General features: G+C 63.0%; 17 protein-coding genes. 4 read left to right on the forward strand and 13 right to left on the reverse strand.

The window, feature by feature from the left end; translation table 11 throughout:
- Positions 1–2 precede the first annotated feature (2 nt).
- Positions 3–1,115 carry a CobW family GTP-binding protein gene (locus tag ACP146_RS03065; protein WP_422365297.1) on the forward strand — a complete coding sequence of 371 codons (1,113 nt, stop codon included), beginning with the start codon at positions 3–5 and terminating at the stop codon, positions 1,113–1,115.
- Between the two features lie 153 nt (positions 1,116–1,268).
- Entirely contained in the window at positions 1,269–1,712 is a 444-nt protein-coding gene (locus tag ACP146_RS03070; protein ID WP_422365298.1) for an iron-sulfur cluster assembly scaffold protein, read from the forward strand.
- Positions 1,713–2,023: 311 nt separating this feature from the next.
- On the opposite strand, the gene ACP146_RS03075 is transcribed toward ACP146_RS03070, so the two are convergent.
- The 5 genes from ACP146_RS03075 to ACP146_RS03095 all read right to left on the reverse strand — a co-directional run bounded on the left by ACP146_RS03075 (position 2,024) and on the right by ACP146_RS03095 (position 6,773).
- Positions 2,024–3,097, reverse strand: coding sequence for an Ldh family oxidoreductase (locus tag ACP146_RS03075; RefSeq protein ID WP_422365299.1), 1,074 nt, complete (start codon positions 3,095–3,097; stop codon positions 2,024–2,026).
- Positions 3,090–3,953 (reverse strand): ABC transporter permease, encoded by an 864-nt coding sequence (locus tag ACP146_RS03080; protein ID WP_422365300.1) that lies wholly within the window; start codon positions 3,951–3,953, stop codon positions 3,090–3,092. The genes ACP146_RS03075 and ACP146_RS03080 overlap by 8 nt, the downstream gene beginning before the upstream one ends.
- Complete coding sequence (locus ACP146_RS03085) at positions 3,950–4,759, reverse strand: ABC transporter ATP-binding protein (RefSeq protein ID WP_422365301.1); 810 nt, start codon at positions 4,757–4,759, stop codon at positions 3,950–3,952. The genes ACP146_RS03080 and ACP146_RS03085 overlap by 4 nt, the downstream gene beginning before the upstream one ends.
- Complete coding sequence (locus ACP146_RS03090) at positions 4,756–5,784, reverse strand: ABC transporter substrate-binding protein (protein WP_425032163.1); 1,029 nt, start codon at positions 5,782–5,784, stop codon at positions 4,756–4,758. Before ACP146_RS03090 ends, ACP146_RS03085 begins: the two co-directional genes overlap by 4 nt.
- A gap of 62 nt (positions 5,785–5,846) precedes the next feature.
- Positions 5,847–6,773, reverse strand: coding sequence for a fumarylacetoacetate hydrolase family protein (locus ACP146_RS03095; RefSeq protein WP_422365303.1), 927 nt, complete (start codon positions 6,771–6,773; stop codon positions 5,847–5,849).
- Between ACP146_RS03095 and ACP146_RS03100 the strand changes: the two genes are divergently transcribed.
- Positions 6,751–7,590: a FadR/GntR family transcriptional regulator gene (locus tag ACP146_RS03100; protein WP_422365304.1), complete on the forward strand. Its 840-nt coding sequence runs from the start codon at positions 6,751–6,753 to the stop codon at positions 7,588–7,590. The two genes, ACP146_RS03095 and ACP146_RS03100, sit on opposite strands and share 23 nt — an antisense overlap.
- 194 nt (positions 7,591–7,784) lie before the next feature.
- A complete protein-coding gene (locus tag ACP146_RS03105) occupies positions 7,785–8,528 on the forward strand; it encodes a fumarylacetoacetate hydrolase family protein (protein WP_422365305.1) in 744 nt (247 codons plus the stop codon).
- A 52-nt stretch (positions 8,529–8,580) separates the two neighbouring features.
- Here ACP146_RS03105 and ACP146_RS03110 read toward each other — a convergent pair whose 3' ends face one another.
- From ACP146_RS03110 to ACP146_RS03145, 8 genes are all read right to left on the reverse strand, one after another.
- The gene (locus tag ACP146_RS03110; protein ID WP_422365306.1) at positions 8,581–10,215 is read right to left on the reverse strand and encodes an ABC transporter ATP-binding protein; all 1,635 of its coding nucleotides are present in this window, start codon (positions 10,213–10,215) and stop codon (positions 8,581–8,583) included.
- Positions 10,212–11,045, reverse strand: a complete 834-nt coding sequence (locus ACP146_RS03115; RefSeq protein WP_422365307.1) for an ABC transporter permease — start codon at positions 11,043–11,045, stop codon at positions 10,212–10,214. The genes ACP146_RS03110 and ACP146_RS03115 overlap by 4 nt, the downstream gene beginning before the upstream one ends.
- A 1-nt stretch (position 11,046) precedes the next feature.
- A complete protein-coding gene (locus ACP146_RS03120; RefSeq protein WP_422365308.1) occupies positions 11,047–12,033 on the reverse strand; it encodes an ABC transporter permease in 987 nt (328 codons plus the stop codon).
- Between the two features lie 144 nt (positions 12,034–12,177).
- Positions 12,178–13,773 carry an ABC transporter substrate-binding protein gene (locus tag ACP146_RS03125; protein WP_422365309.1) on the reverse strand — a complete coding sequence of 532 codons (1,596 nt, stop codon included), beginning with the start codon at positions 13,771–13,773 and terminating at the stop codon, positions 12,178–12,180.
- Positions 13,774–14,032: 259 nt separating this feature from the next.
- Positions 14,033–15,124 (reverse strand): ABC transporter ATP-binding protein, encoded by a 1,092-nt coding sequence (locus ACP146_RS03130; protein WP_422365310.1) that lies wholly within the window; start codon positions 15,122–15,124, stop codon positions 14,033–14,035.
- A 57-nt stretch (positions 15,125–15,181) separates the two neighbouring features.
- Positions 15,182–16,333, reverse strand: a complete 1,152-nt coding sequence (locus tag ACP146_RS03135) for a carbohydrate ABC transporter permease (RefSeq protein ID WP_422365311.1) — start codon at positions 16,331–16,333, stop codon at positions 15,182–15,184.
- A gap of 1 nt (position 16,334) precedes the next feature.
- Entirely contained in the window at positions 16,335–17,345 is a 1,011-nt protein-coding gene (locus ACP146_RS03140) for a carbohydrate ABC transporter permease (RefSeq protein ID WP_422365312.1), read from the reverse strand.
- 84 nt (positions 17,346–17,429) lie between these two features.
- Entirely contained in the window at positions 17,430–18,788 is a 1,359-nt protein-coding gene (locus tag ACP146_RS03145; RefSeq protein WP_422365313.1) for an ABC transporter substrate-binding protein, read from the reverse strand.
- Positions 18,789–18,809 lie beyond the last annotated feature (21 nt).

Raw genomic sequence — 18,809 nt, forward strand, 5'->3', positions numbered from 1 at the left:
GCATGGAAAGCTGGGATTCGACCGCGCCCCAACAACGTCTGCCCGTCTCTCTGCTGACCGGCTTCCTGGGCAGCGGCAAAACGACGGTGCTGAACCATCTCGTGCAGCAGCCCGAACTGGCGAAAACCATCGTCATCATCAACGAGTTCGGCGAGATCGGCCTCGATCACGAACTCGTGGAGCGGTCGAGCGAAGGTATGCTGTTGCTGCAGAGCGGATGCCTCTGCTGCACAATCCGCGGCGATTTGATCGACACGATGCGCAGCCTGTTCCTGCGCCGCGTCAAAGGAGAGGTCCCGGAATTCGACCGAGTGGTCATCGAGACGACAGGCCTCGCCGATCCGGCGCCCATCCTGCACACCCTTATGACCGACCCGCTGATTGCCGCCCGCTATCGTCTCGATGGTGTTATCACAACGATCGATGCAGCCAATGGGCAGCGAACGCTCGACCGGCAGGCCGAGTCCGTGAAACAGGCGGCGGTGGCTGATCGGCTGTTACTGACCAAGACCGATCTTGTCGAACCCGATGCCGTCTCGGCGTTGACTCAGCGCTTGAGTGCGCTGAACCCGGGCGCGCCGATCATCCACACGATCAACGGCACGGTCGATCCCGCAAAGCTGCTGGACGCCGGACTGTACAATCCGAAAACCAAGAGTCTTGATGTTCGGCGCTGGCTGAACGCTGAGGCCTTCAGCGCCAAAGATCACCATCACCATGAGCCACATCACGATCACGGGCATAGTGTCCATCATGGTACTGACAGTCACGACCATCATCACGACGTAAATCGACACGACGACCACATCAGGGCCGTATGCCTGACACTGGACGATCCGATCCCCGGCGATGCTTTTGACCGCTGGCTTGAAGCGCTCTTGCTGCTCAAGGGGCCGGATATCCTTCGCGTAAAAGGAATCGTCAACATCCAAGGTCTGAAAGGCCCATTTGTATTTCATGGCGTGCAGCACATTTTTCACCCACCGGTTATGCTCAAGAAATGGCCGGGTAAGGACAGGCGTACCCGCATCGTTTTTATCACGCGCGATCTCGATGAGGCGGTATTACGGAACACGCTGAAGACCTTCACGACCGAGCCGGAAAATGTGGGTTAGACAGCGCAGCTGTTCGGTCCAGGCGATCTTGTCGGTCTTCGTCGACGAGACTGGTCTCGTCGAGCACTTTCCGCAGCATCGAGCAAACAGTCTCTCGCTCCTGGGCGCACACGCTGTGGCGCACGTCTCGAACAGCTTAGCCGAGCAAGGTGCATGATGGATCTCGACCTTTACAACAAGCAGATCCTGCAGCTTGCCGCGTCGATATCCCGGATCGGCAGGCTTGCAGCTCCCGACGCTTCAGCAACCGCGCATAGTCGGCTTTGCGGCAGTCGGATTACTGTCGACCTCAAGTTCAAGGATGATGTCATCACCGACTATGCCCAAGAGCTTAGGACCTGTGTCATCGGAGAGGCGGTCGCCTCCGTCGTTGCACGGGTCGTCGTTGGCTTGACTGTCGACGAGGTGAACGAGGGCGCAGAGGTTATGCGCGCTGTCCTCCAGGACAAGACGTTTCCACCACCAGGGTCCTGGGCCGCGCTCGAACCGTTCCTGCCGGTGGCCGACTTCCGAAGCCGCCACAGCTCGGCAATGCTGCCGTTCGAGGCGCTGCAGCATGCGATTGCGGAGGTGAGCCCGAAGCGCTTGACCTGTTGAGGCACGACCCAGCGCCGTGTTCCAGCCCGCCAGTTCGTTGAAGAGATGATTCCAACTCTCTCCGGTAGAGCCCACCAATACTAATCTTAGAACAGCTGTACTGCGCCGCCACGGTTTCGCCGGGCAGCCAGGGCTTGCCGGGCACGGCTTCCAGCAAGGCCTTGGTGTAGTCGCCCTGCGGAACGGCGAAGACCGCGGCAGTGGGGCCTTCTTCCACCACCTCGCCGTAGCGCATAACCGCCAGGCGGTTGCAGACTTGGGTGGCGACCAGAGACTCCGGCTCCTGCCGGTCAGAGTGGCCGGACTGTGCCTTAGCCAGCAGCGTCGCCCGGAAAGGGCGGCGCCAGCCCGCAATCGGCGGCCAGCGTGTTCAGGTCGCGGCGAAGACCCGGATTGAGCGTGATCCCCTCGCGGCGACGTGTTTCGGCAGCGGCGGTTTTGCCGTCACCCGGCAAGCGCACCGGACCGTGACCGGGCAGGGGGGGCGAAGCGCGCATCTCGGCAAAGGCCCGCGCCGCGGCTTCGGCAAAGTCGTTGTCCATGCCAAAGGCGGCCGGATCGAGCGCCATGACGCACTGCCCGGTATTGGTGGGCGACGCCGTGTCGGAAGTGAAGTCGACCACGTCGGACCCGAAGGCCGCGCCGTTCAGAACCCCGCCCATCAGGCCGATGGCGACCGACAGGCCGAACCCTTTGGGTCCGCCGATGGGCAGCAGATAGCCCTCGGACTTACGGGCCGGGTCGGTCAGGGGTTGGCCGTCGCGCCTGACCATCCAGCCCTCGGGCATCGGCTGCCCTTGCTGCAGGAGGGTTTTGATCTTGCCCATCGCAGCCACGGTCGTGGCCATGTCGAAAACGAAGGGGTCGGGTCCGGCGGCAGGGGCCGAGAAGGCAATCGGATTGGTGCCGAGCAGCAGGTCCGTGCCGCCATACGGCGGCACATGGTTGGCGCTGCCCACGGCGGCGGCCATGCCGAGCATCCCGGCCTCAGCCTGCGGCCGGACATAGAGCGCGAGCGGCCCCGCATGGTTGCCCCGCCGCACGCCGACCCACCCGATCCCGGCCGCGCGCGCCTTCTCGATGGCCAGATCGCGGGCGGCGGCCATGGCGAGGTGGCCGAGGCCGTTGTCGCCGTCGATCAACGCGGTGGCGACGGTCTCCTGTGCCACCGTGATAGCCGGTCTGGGGTTGCACCCGCCCCCCGCAAGACGCGCCAGGTATTGCCGCAAGCGAAAGACGCCATGCGTGCCGTAACCATAGATGTCGGCCTCGACCATAAGGGATGCGACCTTGGACGCGTCCCCTTCCGGCACCCCGCGCGATTGCAGCGCATGCGCCACGAAATCGCGCAGAGTATCGGCGGCAATGGCGGCCCCGTCAGCCATCGTAGGCGCCCACGCGTTCCTTGTGCCAGAACACGACCCTACGCTGCGTCCACGTCACCATCATGTAGAGCGCCAGCCCTACCAGGCTGAGGTAAAGGATCAACGAAAAGACGCGCGGGGTGTTGAGCTGCGAGGCGGCGACCCGGATCAACTCGCCAAAGCCCTTGCCACCGCCAAGGAACTCGCCCGTGATCGCACCCGCCATGACGCCGACAGCGCCGATCTTGAGTCCGGTGAAGATCTGCGGCAGGCCGGAGGGCAGTTTCATCTTGATCAGCGTCTGTATCCGGCTTGCCCCCATGGTCTTGAACAGCATCCGGGCGTTTTCATCGGCTGAATGGAGCCCGGCAGCCGTGCCCACCACGATCGGAAAGGTCGCGATAAAGGCGGCGAGCGCCACCTTGGATTCGATCCCGAAGCCCAGCCACGCCACGAACAGCGGGGCAAAGGCCACCTTGGGCATGGTGTCGATGGCAACGAGGTAGGGCATCACGGCCTTTTCGCCAAAGGCCGTCTCGCCAACGAGCACGCCCAACGAGAAGCCGATCGCAATGGCCAGCGCGAAGCCGTAGATCACTTCCTTAATGGTGATCCAGAGCGCCCCGAGCATGTAGCCGGCGGTCACAAGGTTCTGCCCGACGAAGATCATGTCCTTCAGCGTTTCCAGCGGGGTCGGCAGAATGATCGGCGAGACAAGACCCAGGCTCGTCACCAATTGCCAAGACCCGATGAAAACCAGGAACACGAAGCTCATGGCCAGCCACCGCGGAACGGAGTCGATGAAGGCGACTTCCTGTACCCAGACGGTGTCTTGCGTATCTTCGGCTGAAGAGGGATGTACCTGAGCGTCGCTCACATGTCTTCTCCCTTGTCCAGAAGGCCGCGGATATGGTCGACAATCGCGCCGAATTTCGGTGTGGTCATCATGTCGAGCGTGCGCGGCCGCGGCAGGTCGACCTCAATGATCTCGGCCAACCGGCCGGGGCGTGGCTTCATCACGACGATCTCGTCGGACAGGATCACGGCTTCCTGAATCGAGTGCGTGACGAGGAAGGCGGTCGCGTGCTGTTCACGGCAGATCCGCTGTAATTCCATATTCATCATGTCACGCGAAAGTTCGTCGAGCGCGCTGAAGGGTTCGTCCAACAGCAACACGGCCGGTTCCGTGATCAGCATCCGGCAGATCGAGGCACGCTGCGCCATGCCGCCTGAAAGCTCGTTCGGATAGACGTTTTCGAAGCCCTTCAGGCCCACGATCTCCAGAAGCTCCTGCGCCTTGCCCATGGCTTTCTTGGCCGCCGCCTTTCCGTCTCGGATTTCGATCGGCAAAACGATGTTTTCCACTGCCGTCTTCCACGGAAACAGCGTCGCCTGCTGGAACATCATGCCGATGTCGCGGCGAGGACCAGTGACAGGGTTACCTTGCAGCACCACCCGCCCTTTGCTGGGCGGGATCAGGCCCGCCATGATCTTGAGCAGTGTCGATTTCCCGCATCCGCTCGATCCGATGACAGAGGTGAAGCTGCCCTTTCGCAGGGTTAGACTGACATCTTCCAGGGCGATCACTTGGTTGCGGGCGTAGGTCTTGCTGACATGGGTCAGCTCGTAGACCGGCGCGCCCAGGGGCGCGCCGGAATAGTCCTGCGCCACGGCTGCGTTCATCCGCCGACGGCCTCGTTCCCGATGGCAGCGAACTCGTTGGTCCAGGCCGCGCCCAGATCGTCGAGCGGTCCGGAGATCTCGCCCCCGGCGACAAGAGCGTCCTGCCATTCCTGCCAAACCGCTGCCGGATACCAGCCCAGGCCATTGCTCATGTCGGTCGGAATGGTCTTGGAGCGCACCGCATCGAACAGCGCGGACTGGAAAGCCTTGTCTTCGCCTTCCTGCGGGTTGCCAGCGGCCAGATGCGCCAGCACGGCGTCGCGGTTGGCATCATCCAGCGCAAACGCGTGGCCGCGGGCGAAGGCGCGGCTCCAACCTTCGACGAGACCCCGGTCTTCGCGGATGGTGTCGGCCATGGTCGCGATTCCGTTGCCGAAGAAGCGCGCGAATTCGGCGGGTGTGATGTCACGCACCGCCATGCCGCGCTGGTTCAAGATCGCCGCATCCGCCGTCGACGATGAGTAGGCGTCGATTTCGCCGTTGAGAAAGGCCGCTGTTGCCGGACCGCCGTCACCAACGGTCAGGAACTCGTAGTCTTCGCCTTCTTTCATCCCGGCGCCGGTCATCACATTGCGGGCAAAACCCACCTCTGCGCCATCGGCGGTGCCTGTGCCGATTACCTTGCCGCGCAGCCCTTCGACTTCCTGAACATCAGAACCTTCCTGAACCACGATGCCAAAGTTGCTGCGCGCGGCAACGTTATAGATGTGGACCGCATCCACGCCGCGCGAACGCGCTGCAATCAGGGGGCCGGGGCCGGGGCGGCCGAAATGTGCCTGTCCCGCTGAAAGTGCCTGAAGCACCGCGCCTGATCCGTTGATCGCCTCGACCCGCACATTCAGGCCTTCTTCCTTGAAAAAGCCTTCGCCGATAGCGACGAAGACGGGGAACGAGTTGATGGCTGAAGGGCTCGGCTGCACAAAGGTGATGTCGCGCATGCTCTGCGCAAAGCTCTTTGTTCCCAGCAGGCCCGCGGCCGGAATGGCTGAGAGCAACGAGGCGGTGAATGTTCTTCGGTTCATCATGACTGTTTCTCCTCCCGTTTGTGTTCTGCCTCTGCGCCACGCTGTTCCGCGGTGGAGGCTTTTTAGACGGCGCGCACGGTGTTCCTGAGCGTGCCGATTTCGGAAACCTCGCAAACCACCGTGTCGCCGTCCTTCAGGAAGCAAGGCGGTTCCATCGCGTAGCCGACGCCCGATGGGGTGCCGGTAGCGATGAGGTCGCCGGGCTCCAGCGTCAGCCCTTCGGATACAGAGGCGATCAGGGTCGGAATGTCGAAGATCATGTCCGACGTATTGCCGTTCTGGCGCTGCTCGCCGTTGACCGTAAGGCCAATCGACAGCGCGTGCGGATCGTTGATCGCGTCGGCCGTCACGATACTGGGGCCGAGCGGGCAGGACCCATCCAAACCCTTGCCCTTGAAGTACTGCCCGCCGTGGCGGCGCTGGATGTCCCGGGCTGTGATGTCGTTCAGGATGGTGTAGCCGAAGACGTGATCGTAGGCATCGGCTTTGGCGATGTTGCGCCCTGACTTGCCGATCACGATCGCCAGTTCGACCTCATAGTCAATTGCTTCGGACACCGAGGGAAAAATCAGCACATCGCCATCAGGCGGCACGATTGAGGTTGGCGGCTTGGTGAAGAACACCGGGTGCTCGCTCACGCCGACTTTCTGTTTCTGCGCCCGGTCACCCTCTGCGATATGTTCGGCATAGTTGCGTCCCACGCAGAACACGTTTTTGCGCGGCACGGGTATCGGTGCCAGCAGCGGCGCGTTCGCGGAGACCATCGCGTCGGCATGTTTGCCTGCCTCGGCCTCCGCCACGAGGCCACGCAGCGCTGCCAGTGAACCCGCGCCGCCCTCAATCAGATGCTGCATAGAACCGGCGCGCAGCGCATCGCCATCGGGGCCATGCAGATCCTGTGCGGCCCGCGCAAAGTTCAACATACGGCCGTCGTTCAGGATTGCGACGCAAACGGCGCTGCCGTCCATGGAAATCGTTGCCAGTTGCACCCGGCGCTCCTCCCTCGTGTTTCGCGGCGGTCGTGGCGTTCCCGCCAGTCGCTTCGTTGCGACCTCTTCCTTTTCATTGATTTTTTGCCGAGTTATTGCTTCGATCAATCAACCAATCACCGAATTGGGCGAACCCATGGGCGAGACAAGCGACCTTGCGCAAAGACTGCGCGATCTGATCGACAACACCGGATACCGGCACAATGACCGTGTGCCGCCGGAACGCGAACTGTGCAAATCGCTCGGCACCACGCGCAACCAGTTGCGCGGGGCCTTGGCCGAACTTGAGGCGCAGGGGCGTATTTGGCGCCATGTCGGCCGCGGCACCTTTGTGGGCGCGCGTCCGGTGCTGAACCTGAAGGACGTCACCTACCTGCGGGACCAGATCAAGCCCGCGCAAGTGGTGGCGGTCCGCTTCACCATCGAACCGGAACTGTGCCGTCTGGCTGCGCGCCACGCCTCCCGTTCAGACCGCGAGCAGATGAAGCTCTGCGCCGGCCGCTGCCGGTCTGCCGAAGACTGGCGTACCTATGAGGCATGGGACAACAACCTGCATCACGCCATCGCCCGCGCCACGCGCAACCAGCTTTTCCTGTATTTTTTCGAGACGCTGAACTCGGTCCGGCGATCCATCGTTTGGGGGCAGCCGCGTGAGACCCGCAAGCCGGCGACCGATTACTCCAGCTTCAGCGAACACGATGCCGTCGTAGCGGCTATCGCCGCGGGAGACGGCGATCTCGCCGCGCGCGCGATGACCCGTCACTTGAAATCGGTCTATTCGCGTCTCTTGCCGGAAAGCATTCCGGCCGATGTCTGACGCCGCCTTGGACCCCAACCAATTCGAGAAATGGTTGGGGTCGGATGAGACCGAAACTCTTGCAAATCAAGAGAAAACATCGCGATTTCTCTCACGGCGGCCGCGTCTGGCCATGAGGGGCGCGGTGTAGGTCGTGTCGAGTCCGCCCGTTCCGAAATCAAGCCCTTGGCAGTCAAACGCTCAGGAGAAGAGCAATGTCCGATCATGTCGTTCCCGCGCCGCAGGTGCATGTCATTCCTACCAGTGGCGGCCCCACCAGTGGCGGCCCCACCAGTGGCGGCCCCACCAGTGGCGGCCCCACCAGTAGCGGCGGTACATTCCCGGTTCGGCGGGTCTATTGCATCGGCCGCAACTTCGCGGCTCACGCTGTGGAGATGGGCCACGATCCCAACCGTGAGCCGCCGTTCTTCTTTCAGAAGAATCCCGATAACCTCGATGCTTCGGGCGAGTTTCCCTACCCGCCGCATTCCACGGACGTGCACCACGAAGTGGAGCTCCTCGTCGGACTGAAATCCGGTGGCACGAACATTCCGGTGGACAAGGCACTCGACCATGTCTGGGGTTATGGCGTTTCGCTCGACATGACCCGTCGCGACCTGCAGGGCGAGGCGAAGAAGATGGGCCGCCCCTGGGAGATCGGCAAGGCATTCGAACGCTCGGGACCGGTGGGGCCGCTGCTGCCTGTCTCCGAGATCGGTCACCCCGATCATGGGCGCATCGCCTTGGTTGTGAACGGCGATTTACGCCAAGAGGGTGACCTGAATCAGATGATCTGGAAGGTCCCCGAGATGATTTCGTACCTGTCGGAGTACTTTGAGCTTCGCGCCGGCGACGTGATAATGGCCGGCACGCCGTCGGGCGTGAACGCCGTGCAGCGGGGGGACACAATGGAGGCGACTATCGAGGGCGTGGGGTCGTTGACCGTTAAGGTCGTGTGATCCACCCGCAGGATCGGATCTTCGCTTGAGCGGCCTTACTCTCCGATGAGCATTATTGCGCCGCCACGGTTTCGCCGGGCAGCCAGGACTTGCCGGGCACGGCGTCCAGCAGGGCCTTGGTGTAGTCGTCCTGCGGGTCGGCGAAGACCGTGGCCGTCGGGCCTTCTTCCACCACCTCGCCGTACCGCATCACTGCCAGACGGTCGCAGACCTGGGCGGCGACCCTGAGGTCGTGGGTGATGAAGACCATGGAGAGGTTCATCCGCTCGCGGATTTCATCGAGCAGCTTCAGGATCTGGTCCTGGATGGAAACGTCGAGGGCGGAGACCGGCTCGTCCGCCACCAGCACCTCGGGCTCCAGCGCCAGGGCCCGGGCGACGCCGATGCGCTGGCGCTGGCCGCCGGAGAATTCGTGCGGAAAGCGGTCGAAAGCGCGCTCGTCCAGGCCGACGATCCCCAGCAACTCGCGCGCCTTGGCCTCGGCCTCGGTGGCGCCCATGCCCTGGATCATCGGGCCCTGGGCGATCACCTTGCCGACCCGGGTGCGCGGGTTGAGGGAGGCATAGGGGTCTTGGAACACCATCTGGATCTTGGCGCGGTAGGGCCGCATGGCGGCGCGCCCCAGCGGGCGCAGGTCGACGCCGTCGAGCAGGATCTCACCGCTGTCCGCATCGTTCAGGCGGACGATGCAGCGGGCGACGGTGGACTTGCCGGAGCCGCTTTCCCCGACGATCCCCAGGGTCTCGCCGCGCCGCAGATCCAGCGTCACTTCGGAGGCCGCTTTCACGTTGCGGGCCTTGCCGCCGAGGCCGAAAAACCCGCCGCCGCTGCGGTAGGTCTTGTTGAGGTCCTTGATCTGCAGCACCGTCTCGTCGGAGCGCTGCCGGGCCGGGCGCGGGGTCAGGCTCGGCACCGCGGCCATCAGCGACTTGGTATAGGGGTGCTGCGGTGCCTTCAGCACCTGGTCCGCCGGGCCGGTTTCCACCACCAGGCCGTTTTGCATCACCGCGACCCGGTCGGCGATGTCGGCGACCACGCCGAAGTCGTGGGTGATGAAGAGCACGCCGGTGTTGTGCGCCGCCTGCATTTCCTTGATCAGCTTCAGGATCTGCGCCTGGGTCGTGACGTCGAGGGCGGTGGTCGGTTCGTCGGCGATCAGGATCTTGGGATCGAGGGCGAGAGCCATGGCGATCATGGCGCGCTGGCGCTGGCCGCCGGAAAGCTCGTGCGGATAGGCGCGGACGATCTGCGCCGGGTCGGGCAGATGCACATCGGCGAGCAGGGCGACGGCGCGCTCGCGGCGTTCGCTGCCCGGCATCTTGGCGTGGAAGCGAAACACCTCGTCGATCTGGTTGCCGATGGTCATCACCGGGTTCAGTGCCGTCATCGGCTCCTGGAAGATCATTGAAATCTCGGAGCCGCGGATCTGGCGCAGGCGGGCGTCGCTGGCGCTGGTCAGATCTTCGCCGAGAAAGTCGACGCTGCCCTGGGCGATCCTGACGTGGGGTTTGGGCAGCAGGCCCATGACGGCGCGGGCGGTGAGGGACTTGCCCGAACCGCTTTCACCGACGACGCAGAGGATCTCGTTCGGTGCGAGCTGCAGGTCCGCCGCTTCCACCGCATAGGGCCGCTGCGAGCCCTCGGGCAGGGCGATATGCAGGTCGCGAATGTCGAGCAGCGCGGTCATGAGCGTTCCCTCAGACGCGGATTCAACGCGTCGTTCAGTCCTTCGCCCACCAGGTTGATCGCCAGCACGGTGATCAGGATGGCGATGCCGGGGAAGGTGCAGACCCACCAGGCAGAGCGCAGCAGGGTGCGCCCGGCGCCGATCTGGAAGCCCCAGCTCATGATGTTGGGGTCGCCGAGGCCGAGGAAGGCGAGGCCGCTTTCGATCAGGATCGCGGTGGCGACCATCAGCGAGCCGATGACGATGATCGGGCTGAGGCAGTTCGGCAGGATCTCAGCCAGGATGATCCGCGCATCGCTCATGCCCAGGGTGTGCCCGGCCTGGACGAACTCGCGGTTCTTGAGAGAGAGGAACTCGCCGCGCACCAGCCGCGCGACTGCGGGCCAGGAAACGACGGCGATCGCGATCACGATGCTCTCGATCGAGGGCTTCATGATGGCGACCAGCAGGATGGCGAAGATGAAGGAGGGGATGGTCTGGAACATCTCCGTCGTGCGCATCAGCAGGTCGTCGACCCAGCCGCCGTAGTATCCGGCCAGGGCGCCCATGAAGACCCCGGCGACCACGGCAACGAGGGTGGCCAGCAGACCAATAAGGAGTGAGGTCTTGGCGCCATGGGCAATCCCGGCGGCCACATCGCGCCCCAGGCTGTCAGAGCCGAGCAGGAACCCGGCCTCGCCCGGCGGTGACATGGACTTGCCGGCGAGGCGGAAGGGGTCGTCGGGATACATCAACGGTGCGGCAAAGGCGACAACGATGACCAGGGCCAGGATGACGAGGCCGAGGACGGCGGAATAGTTGCGGCGGTAGAGCTTCCAGAAAGACGCCATCTCAGGACACCTCGATACGGGGGTCGAGCACCGAATAGATGATGTCGACCACCAGGTTGACCGCAACCACGAGAAGCGCGGAGAGCAGGAAGATGCCGAGCAGCAGGTTGAGGTCGCGGGCGAAAAGCGCCTCGAAAGCCAGCATGCCCAGGCCCGGCCAGGCAAAGACGCTCTCGACGATGACCGAGCCGCCGATCAAGGCGCCAACCTGGACGCCGGCCATGGTGACGACCGGCAGCAGGGCGTTGCGCAGGACATGAACGAAGACGATCCGCCGCTCCGTCAGGCCCTTGGCGCGGGCCGTGGTCACATAGTCCTGTCCCGACTGCTCCAGCATCGAAGCGCGCATCAGGCGGGTGTAGAGCGCGAGGTAGAAAAGCGAGAGGGTGATGGTCGGCAGCACCAGATGGTGGGCGATATCGACAACCCGGTCCCAGCCTTCATGGAAGGCGGCGATGTTCTCCATGCCGGAGGTCGGGAACCAGCGCAGATTGAGCGCGAAAACCACGATCAGCATCAGCCCGACCCAGAACAGCGGGGTCGCGTAGGTGATCAGCGCGAAGATCGAGATGGCGCTGTCGCGCCAGGTGTTGAGGCCGGTCGCCGCCACGAGGCCGAGCAGAATGCCGAAGCCGACGGCGAGCAGGATGGTGGAGACCATCAGCAGAAGCGTGGCGAAGAAGCGGTCCAGCACCAGGTCGAGCACCGGCATTTCATGGCGGAAGGAATAACCGAGATCGAAGCTCGCGACGTTTTTCAGATAGAGGAAGAGCTGTACGGGTAGGGGCTTGTCCAGGCCGAATTTGGCCCTCAGCTCTGCCATGTATTCCGGCGTGGCGGAACCGGCCTCACCGGCCAGCACGTCGACCGCGTCGCCCTCGGCCAGTTGCAGCAGGAAAAAGTTCACGACGACGATGGCAAGGACGATGGGGATCGCCTGCAGCAGTCGTTTCAGAACGTAACGGAAGCGTTTGGTAAAGTGGTCCATGGGCCCCCACGCCACTAGAGGGCGACGGCCCTCGATCCTGTCGGAATAGATCCTGACTCACGCTACAACCGGACTCAAGGCCGGGCGGCCAGGTCAGAAGAAGAGGCGCCGGCGGTGGAACCGCCGGCGCCTTCACACTCAGTTCTACTGAGCGAGCCAAGCGCGCTCGAAAGGTCCGTAGGCCCCGAGCGCCGAGGTCGCATGATCCTTCAGCTTGTCGTTATAGACAGTGAGGAACTGCATCTCGAAAAGGTTCACGACCGGCATGTCTTCGGCGAGAATCTTCTGGATGTCGCCGTAGATCTCGCTGCGCTTCGTCGCATCGGCCTCCATCGCGCCGGCTGCCAGAAGACTGTCCAGCTTGGGATTGGAATAGCGCGTGGAGTTGACGAAGTGCGTGCCCTGGCGGATCTGGTCGGTGCCGTAGTGGCGATGCACGCCCAGCACCGGGTCCGGCAACTGGTAGAAGTAGTTCACGTTCATCGCAAAGTCGTAGTCGGCATAGACCCGCTTCAGCCAGGTCGGTACGTCCTCGTAGCGCAGCTCGAGTTCGATGCCGACGTCGCCAAGGGCCTGCTTCATGTACTCTCCGGCCCGGCGCCAATCCTCACCGTAAGGGATCAGGTCCAGCACCGCCTTGGCGCGGACGCCGTCGGAATCGGGCTTGAAGCCGGCCTCGTCGAGCAGGGCTTTGGCCGCTTCGATGTCGGCGTTGGCGGGGTAGTTCGGCAGGCCTTCCTTATAGAGACCGGTGGCCGAGAAGTTGGTGGAAAGCGCTGACGTCGCCGGCTTGCCGTAGCCGAACCAGATGTTCTCGATCAGGAATTCCCGATCCAGTGCCATGGAGATCGCCTGACGGATTGCCGGGTTGTCGAAGGGTGCTTCCGTCGTATCGAACTCGATCAGCGACATCGGGTTGATCATCGAATAGCCGTCGGTGGTGACCGAAATGCCGTCCATGTCCCGCAAACGCACGGCGTCGATGTTGGGGATGGCACCGTAGGCTCCGTACATCACCTCGCCGTTCTCCATCGCTGCGGTGCGGGTGGAGGCGTCGGGAATGAAGCGCCCAACAATGCGGTCGAGATAGGGCAGGCCGGGCCGCCAGTAGTTCTCGTTCTTGTCGAGGCGGACGTATTGGCCCTTTTTCCATTCGACGAACTTGTAGGCGCCGGTGCCGACCGGGTTGTTGGCGAGCGGCGCGCTGCGCGGGTCCTGCCCTTCCAGCAGATGCTTCGGCACGATGGGGCTTTCATAGCCCGACAAGGCGCGCAGCATATAGGGAGCCGGGTTCTCAAGATTGAAGATCGCGGTATGCGCGTCCGGCGTATCGATCGAAGTCACCTCACGAAAGGAGTTGGGTCCACGCGGGTGAACCTTTTTCAGCACCTCCATAACGGTGAACTGAACGTCGGCCGAGGTGAAGGGCTCTCCATCGTGCCAGCTAACGCCCTGGCGCAGGTTGAAGGTGACGGTCTTGCCGTCTGTGCTCACCTCATAGCTTTCCGCAAGCGCCGGAACGATGTTCAGGTCGTTGTCGTAGTCGAAGAGGCCGTCGTAGATCTTCGGCGCCACAAGGCCGATGGGACCGGAGGTAGACAAATAGGATGCGAGCGACGGCGGCTCGGGTTGAACAATGTACACAAACGTGCCGCCGGCTTCCTGCGCGGTTGCGGTTTGCCCGCCGGCCAACAAGCCGACCGCGACGACGGCCCCTCCAATCCATTTCGAAACACTCATGGTTATCTCCCTGTTTTCTTAGCCCAATGCCCGTTGTGCAGTGCCCGTACTAGGGAACCTCCAGTTACATTTTTTATTTCTCATTACAAACCGTGCCCCAGAATACGGTCGCTCACAAGTCACTTGTTTCGCCAAACAGCAAAGGCGCCGCGCCGACTGCAGGCCGGGCGGGGGATGGGTCGGGAGACCGGGCGGGTGAGAAACCCGCGGAGAAGCTGCGGAAAGGGCGGAATTCAGGTATTTCCGCAGCGGTGCACCATCAGAGATAAAGCAGTGAGCGGCCCTCCTCGTTGAAGAGATGCATCTTGCCGGGATCGGCCGTCAAGCTGACGGACTCGCCCCGCCTGAAGGGATGTATGCCGGCGATTTTGGCAACCACCGGTTCTTCGCAGCCGGCGACATCGACGTAGAGGTTGGTCACTTCACCGAGAGACTCAACCAGGGTTATCTCGCCGCTGACCAGGGCGCTGCCGTTTGTGCTGACAGAGAGATCCTCCGGCCGGAAGCCAAGATGCACGACATGGCCTGAAAGGGTCGCCGACGATGCGATCGGCACCGTTACCCCGTTGCCGCCGGAAAGGGTGACCCCGGTCGCCGTGCCGGTTTCCGTTGCCGTTGCCGGTACGATGTTCATCGCCGGAGAGCCGATGAATTTCGCAACGAAGAGGTTGGCCGGTTTTTCATAAAGATCGATCGGCGCGCCGACCTGTTCGATGTAGCCGGCGGAAAGAACCACGATGCGGTCGGCCAGGGTCATCGCTTCCACCTGGTCGTGGGTCACGTAGATCATGGTGGAGTTGGGCAGACTCTCCTTCAGTTTTGCGATCTCGATGCGCGTGGCCACACGCAGGGCGGCATCGAGGTTGGAGAGGGGCTCGTCGAAAAGGAAGACCTTGGGGTCGCGGACAATGGCCCGCCCGATGGCCACGCGCTGGCGCTGGCCGCCGGACATTGCCTTGGGCAGGCGGTTGAGGTAAGGCGTCAGTTGCAGGATCTCCGCCGCCTCGGTGACCCGTTTCTGGATCTCCGCTTTCGACGCCTTGGCGATACGCATGCTGAAGGCCATGTTGTCGAACACAGTCATGTGTGGATAAAGCGCGTAGGACTGGAACACCATGGCGATGCCGCGCAGCGACGGCGGGATGTCGTTGACCCTTGTGCCGTCGATCTGAAGGTCGCCGTCGGTGATGGTCTCCAGGCCGGCGATCATCCGCAGCAAGGTGGATTTGCCGCAGCCCGAGGGACCGACGAAGACGACGAACTCGCCCTGGTCGATCTCCAGATCGACGCCGTGGATGACCTCCGTCGGGCCATAGGCCTTGCGAACGTCGGTCAGCAGCAGTCCGCTCATTCTGTTTCTCCCTTGTCAGTCCGCGGGATTGCAGCGCGGTTCTTGTCTGTCATCGGATCAGCCCCCCTTCACCGAGCCCGCCAGAAGGCCGCGCACGAGATAGCGCTGCAGGCTGAAGAAGACGAGCAGGGGCACGATGATGGTGATGAAGGCCGAGGCGGTGAGGATCTCCCAGTCGCCGCCGCGCGAGCCCAGCAGGTTCACGAGGCGCCCGGTGAGCACCAACTCGTCGTCCTGGGCGCCGAGAAACACCATGGCGACCAGCAAATCGTTCCACACCCAGAGGAACTGGAAGATCGCGAAGGAGGCGAGGGCCGGAAAGGAGAGCGGCAGGACGATCTTCACGAAGATCAGGAAGTCGTTGGCGCCGTCGACTCTTGCCGATTCCATGATCTCGCTCGGCAGCCCGGCGATGTAGTTGCGCAGCAGATAGATGGCCAGGGGCAGGCCGAAGCCGGTATGGGCCAACCAGATGCCGAGATAGGCCTTGGCCGGCACCCCGAAAAAGGCGCCGATGGTGTTGTAGGCCGAGAGCAGCGGGATCAACGACATCTGCAAGGGGACGACCAGCAGCCCGACGACCCCGGCGATGAGCAGGGTGCGCCCGGGAAAGCGCATCCAGGCCAGCGCATAGGCCGCGAAGGCGGCGATGAGGATCGGAATCACCGTCGCCGGAATGGTCACGGTCATCGAATTGATGAAGGACTGGCCCAGGTTCTCGGCGCCGATCACCGTGGCGTAGTTGTCGAGGGTGAAGCGCGGCGGTGCCGTGGCGGTATAGAAGATGCGCTGTCCTCTGGACTTGGTGAAAGCCTCGTTTGCGGTGATCTCGAAGCTGCCGTCCTCCTGAACCGTCAGCTCGGAGCCGTCGCGCAGGGTCGCGACCTCTCCGGCTTTAAAATCCTTGGGCGCACGGCTGGAGAAACCGAAGTGGGAGACACTGCCGGAGCCGCCTTCCAGGACGTTGCCGGCGATCACGAAGACTCCATCGCGCTCGATCTGACCGTCGGCCCCCGGTGCGCGGGTGACCTGGTTCTGCGTTGAGCTTGTCAGCGCGGTCCACCAGCCCGAAACCGCGATCTGGTCCTTGTCGCGGATGGAGGAAACGAAAAGCCCGAAGGTGGGAAAAACCCAGAGGGCGACCAGCAGCAGGGCGGCGATGTGGACCGCCCAGGTCAGCGGCGCGCGGGAGCTTGCGGCGACGGCCATGTCAGCGGCCCTCCATCTCTGCGTTGGCCCGGCGGATGTTCCAGACCATGATCGGGATCACCAGCACCATGATGACGATGGCGATGGCCGCACCGCGGCCGAAATCGCCGCCGCCGCGGAACATCCAGTCGAACATCAGGTTGGCCAGCACCTGAGAGTTCCACTGGCCGTTGGTCATGGCGAGGACGATGTCGAAGACCTTCAGCACCAGGATGGTGATGGTGGTCCAGACCACGGCGATGGTGCCCCAGATCTGCGGAATCATGATCTTGAAGAAGATCTGCACCGGATTGGCGCCGTCGATCACCGCGGCCTCGATGGTCTCTTCCGAGATTCCGCGCAGAGCCGCCGAGAGGATGACCATGGCAAAGCCGGTCTGAATCCAGATCAGGATCACCATCAGGAAAAAGTTGTTCCAGAACGGCAGGGTGATCCAGGCCTGGGGCGCGCCGCCGAAGGCGGTGACGACGGCATTGAGAATGCCGATCTGCTCCGAGCCTTCGCCGCGATAGTCGTAGACGAACTTCCAAATCACCGAGGCGCCGACGAAGGAGATTGCCATGGGCATGAAGATCAGGCTCTTGGCGATGTTGCCCCACCATATGCGGTCGGTCACCGCGGCGATGACGAGGCCGAAAAAGGTCGCCGCCGTCGGGACGACGATCAGCCACAGCATGTTGTTGAACATCGACTCGCGAAACAGCGGGTCGTTGACCATCCAGATGTAGTTGCCGAGGCCGACGAAGGTATCGCCGCTGCGGTCATGGAACGACAGGCGCAGGGAGTCGAAAACCGGGTAGATCAGGTAGGCGGTCAGGAACAGGACGGCCGGCCCCAGGAACAGCCAGGGGCGAATGCTGTTCACCCGGTTGATGTTGCGGCTGGCGACTTCCGTGTCCTGGCCCTTGGCGGGATAGAGCTTGTCCAGAAGAACATTGGACCCGAGGAAGTAGAGCGCACAGCCCCCGACCCCCAGGATCATGATGACTAGAGCCGATAGGAGCTGCCCCATCTCGCTGATCTCCCCCTTGCCGTCTTCACCGGGCGGAACGCCGCTGAGGGCTTTTGGCTTGCCGCGCGACCGCCGGCTTGGTTGCTACTTCAACGATTCCCAGGTCGTCTGGATTTCCGATGCGACCTCGGCGGCCGGTTTTCCGCCGGCGTAGTCGATCATCGCCGTCCAGAACACGCCGGCCCCGATTTTGCCGGGCATCAGGTCCGATCCGTCGAAGCGGAAAGTGGTCGCCCCCAACAGAATCTCGCCCTGTTTTCTGAGAGGTTCGTTGGCATAAGCCTCGGTGTTGGCACCCTTGAAGGGGGTGAGGAAACCGGACTGCGCCATCCAGACCTCATGGGCGATGGGGGTCTGCAGCCATTCGATGAAGACATGGGCCGCGGGGCTGTCTTTGGTGATGACCGCCAGAGTGCCGGCGCCGAGCACCGGGCTGCCGAGGTCTTTTTCGGCATAGGCAGGGAAGTAGAAGAAATCGACGTCCTCGCCCAGTACCGTTCCCTCGGGGAAGAAGCTGGGAATGAAAGAGGCCTGGCGGTGCAGATAGCATTTCGGCGGTGAGGCGAAGAGACCCTTGGGGCTGTCGCGGAAATCCGTGGAGGCCACTGCCGCCGCGCCGCCGTCCACATAGCTGTCGTTGCGGGCGAAGGCGCCGAACTCCTCGATGCTGGCGACGATACGCGGGTCGTCGAAGGCGATCTGGTTGGTGACCCACTGGTCGTAGACATCAGGAGTCTGGGTGCGCAGCAGCATCTCCTCGACCCAGTCGGTCGCCGGCCAGCCGGTGGCGCCGCCGGAGCCCAGACCGATGCACCAGGGCGTCTCGCCCTCCTCAACGATCAGGTCGGTGAGCTCTTTAAGCTCTTCCATCGTGGTCGGTACCTCGTAGCCCGCATCCTCGAAGTTCTCCGGCAGGTACCAGACCAGTGACTTCACGTCGGCTTTATAGGGGAATGCGTAGAAAGCCGGCTCACCATCCTTGCCTTTGAACGAACCGAGGTCGGCCCAGTCGGCGCCGGCGGCGTAGTTTTCCTTGATCCAATCGGCGGCCGGATCGCCCAGCGGCGTCAGGAAGCCTTTGGAGGCGAGGTTCGCGATCAGGCCCGGCTGCGGCAGAATCGCAATGTTGGGGGGGCTGCCGGCCTGGGTATCGATGACGATCTGCTGTTCGTAGTTTTCCGAAGAGGAGTACTTGATCGTCGCGCCGGTCGCCGCCTTGAAGTAGGCCAGCATGCTTTCGACCAAGTCCTGGTCCTCGCCGCGCCAGGGCCCGAAGATACTCAGTTCCTGGCCGCTAAGGTCGTGCTTGCTCTTGAAATCCTCGTAGCTGGCCCAATTGAAGCGGGCGTCTTCGCCGGGGATGAACTTCAGGCTGTCATCGGCAAAGGCGACGCCGGTGGAAAAGATCAGCACAACCGCACCGGCAGTGACTGAGTTTCTCATGAGTTACCTCCCTCAAGGCTT

Origin of the sequence: Pelagibius sp., from assembly GCF_965249265.1 — a bacterium.
GTDB lineage: Bacteria > Pseudomonadota > Alphaproteobacteria > Kiloniellales > Kiloniellaceae > Pelagibius.

What these genes read in the sequence shown, in the direction of transcription:
- ACP146_RS03065 (WP_422365297.1), top strand. Translation starts at nt 3, where the DNA reads ATGGAAAGCTGGGATTCGACCGCGCCCCAACAACGTCTGCCCGTCTCT.
- ACP146_RS03070 (WP_422365298.1), top strand. Translation starts at nt 1,269, where the DNA reads ATGATGGATCTCGACCTTTACAACAAGCAGATCCTGCAGCTTGCCGCG.
- ACP146_RS03075 (WP_422365299.1), bottom strand. Translation starts at nt 3,097, where the DNA reads ATGGCTGACGGGGCCGCCATTGCCGCCGATACTCTGCGCGATTTCGTG.
- ACP146_RS03085 (WP_422365301.1), bottom strand. Translation starts at nt 4,759, where the DNA reads ATGAACGCAGCCGTGGCGCAGGACTATTCCGGCGCGCCCCTGGGCGCG.
- ACP146_RS03090 (WP_425032163.1), bottom strand. Translation starts at nt 5,784, where the DNA reads ATGATGAACCGAAGAACATTCACCGCCTCGTTGCTCTCAGCCATTCCG.
- ACP146_RS03100 (WP_422365304.1), top strand. Translation starts at nt 6,751, where the DNA reads ATGGAAATCGTTGCCAGTTGCACCCGGCGCTCCTCCCTCGTGTTTCGC.
- ACP146_RS03105 (WP_422365305.1), top strand. Translation starts at nt 7,785, where the DNA reads ATGTCCGATCATGTCGTTCCCGCGCCGCAGGTGCATGTCATTCCTACC.
- ACP146_RS03110 (WP_422365306.1), bottom strand. Translation starts at nt 10,215, where the DNA reads ATGACCGCGCTGCTCGACATTCGCGACCTGCATATCGCCCTGCCCGAG.
- ACP146_RS03115 (WP_422365307.1), bottom strand. Translation starts at nt 11,045, where the DNA reads ATGGCGTCTTTCTGGAAGCTCTACCGCCGCAACTATTCCGCCGTCCTC.
- ACP146_RS03120 (WP_422365308.1), bottom strand. Translation starts at nt 12,033, where the DNA reads ATGGACCACTTTACCAAACGCTTCCGTTACGTTCTGAAACGACTGCTG.
- ACP146_RS03125 (WP_422365309.1), bottom strand. Translation starts at nt 13,773, where the DNA reads ATGAGTGTTTCGAAATGGATTGGAGGGGCCGTCGTCGCGGTCGGCTTG.
- ACP146_RS03130 (WP_422365310.1), bottom strand. Translation starts at nt 15,124, where the DNA reads ATGAGCGGACTGCTGCTGACCGACGTTCGCAAGGCCTATGGCCCGACG.
- ACP146_RS03135 (WP_422365311.1), bottom strand. Translation starts at nt 16,333, where the DNA reads ATGGCCGTCGCCGCAAGCTCCCGCGCGCCGCTGACCTGGGCGGTCCAC.
- ACP146_RS03140 (WP_422365312.1), bottom strand. Translation starts at nt 17,345, where the DNA reads ATGGGGCAGCTCCTATCGGCTCTAGTCATCATGATCCTGGGGGTCGGG.
- ACP146_RS03145 (WP_422365313.1), bottom strand. Translation starts at nt 18,788, where the DNA reads ATGAGAAACTCAGTCACTGCCGGTGCGGTTGTGCTGATCTTTTCCACC.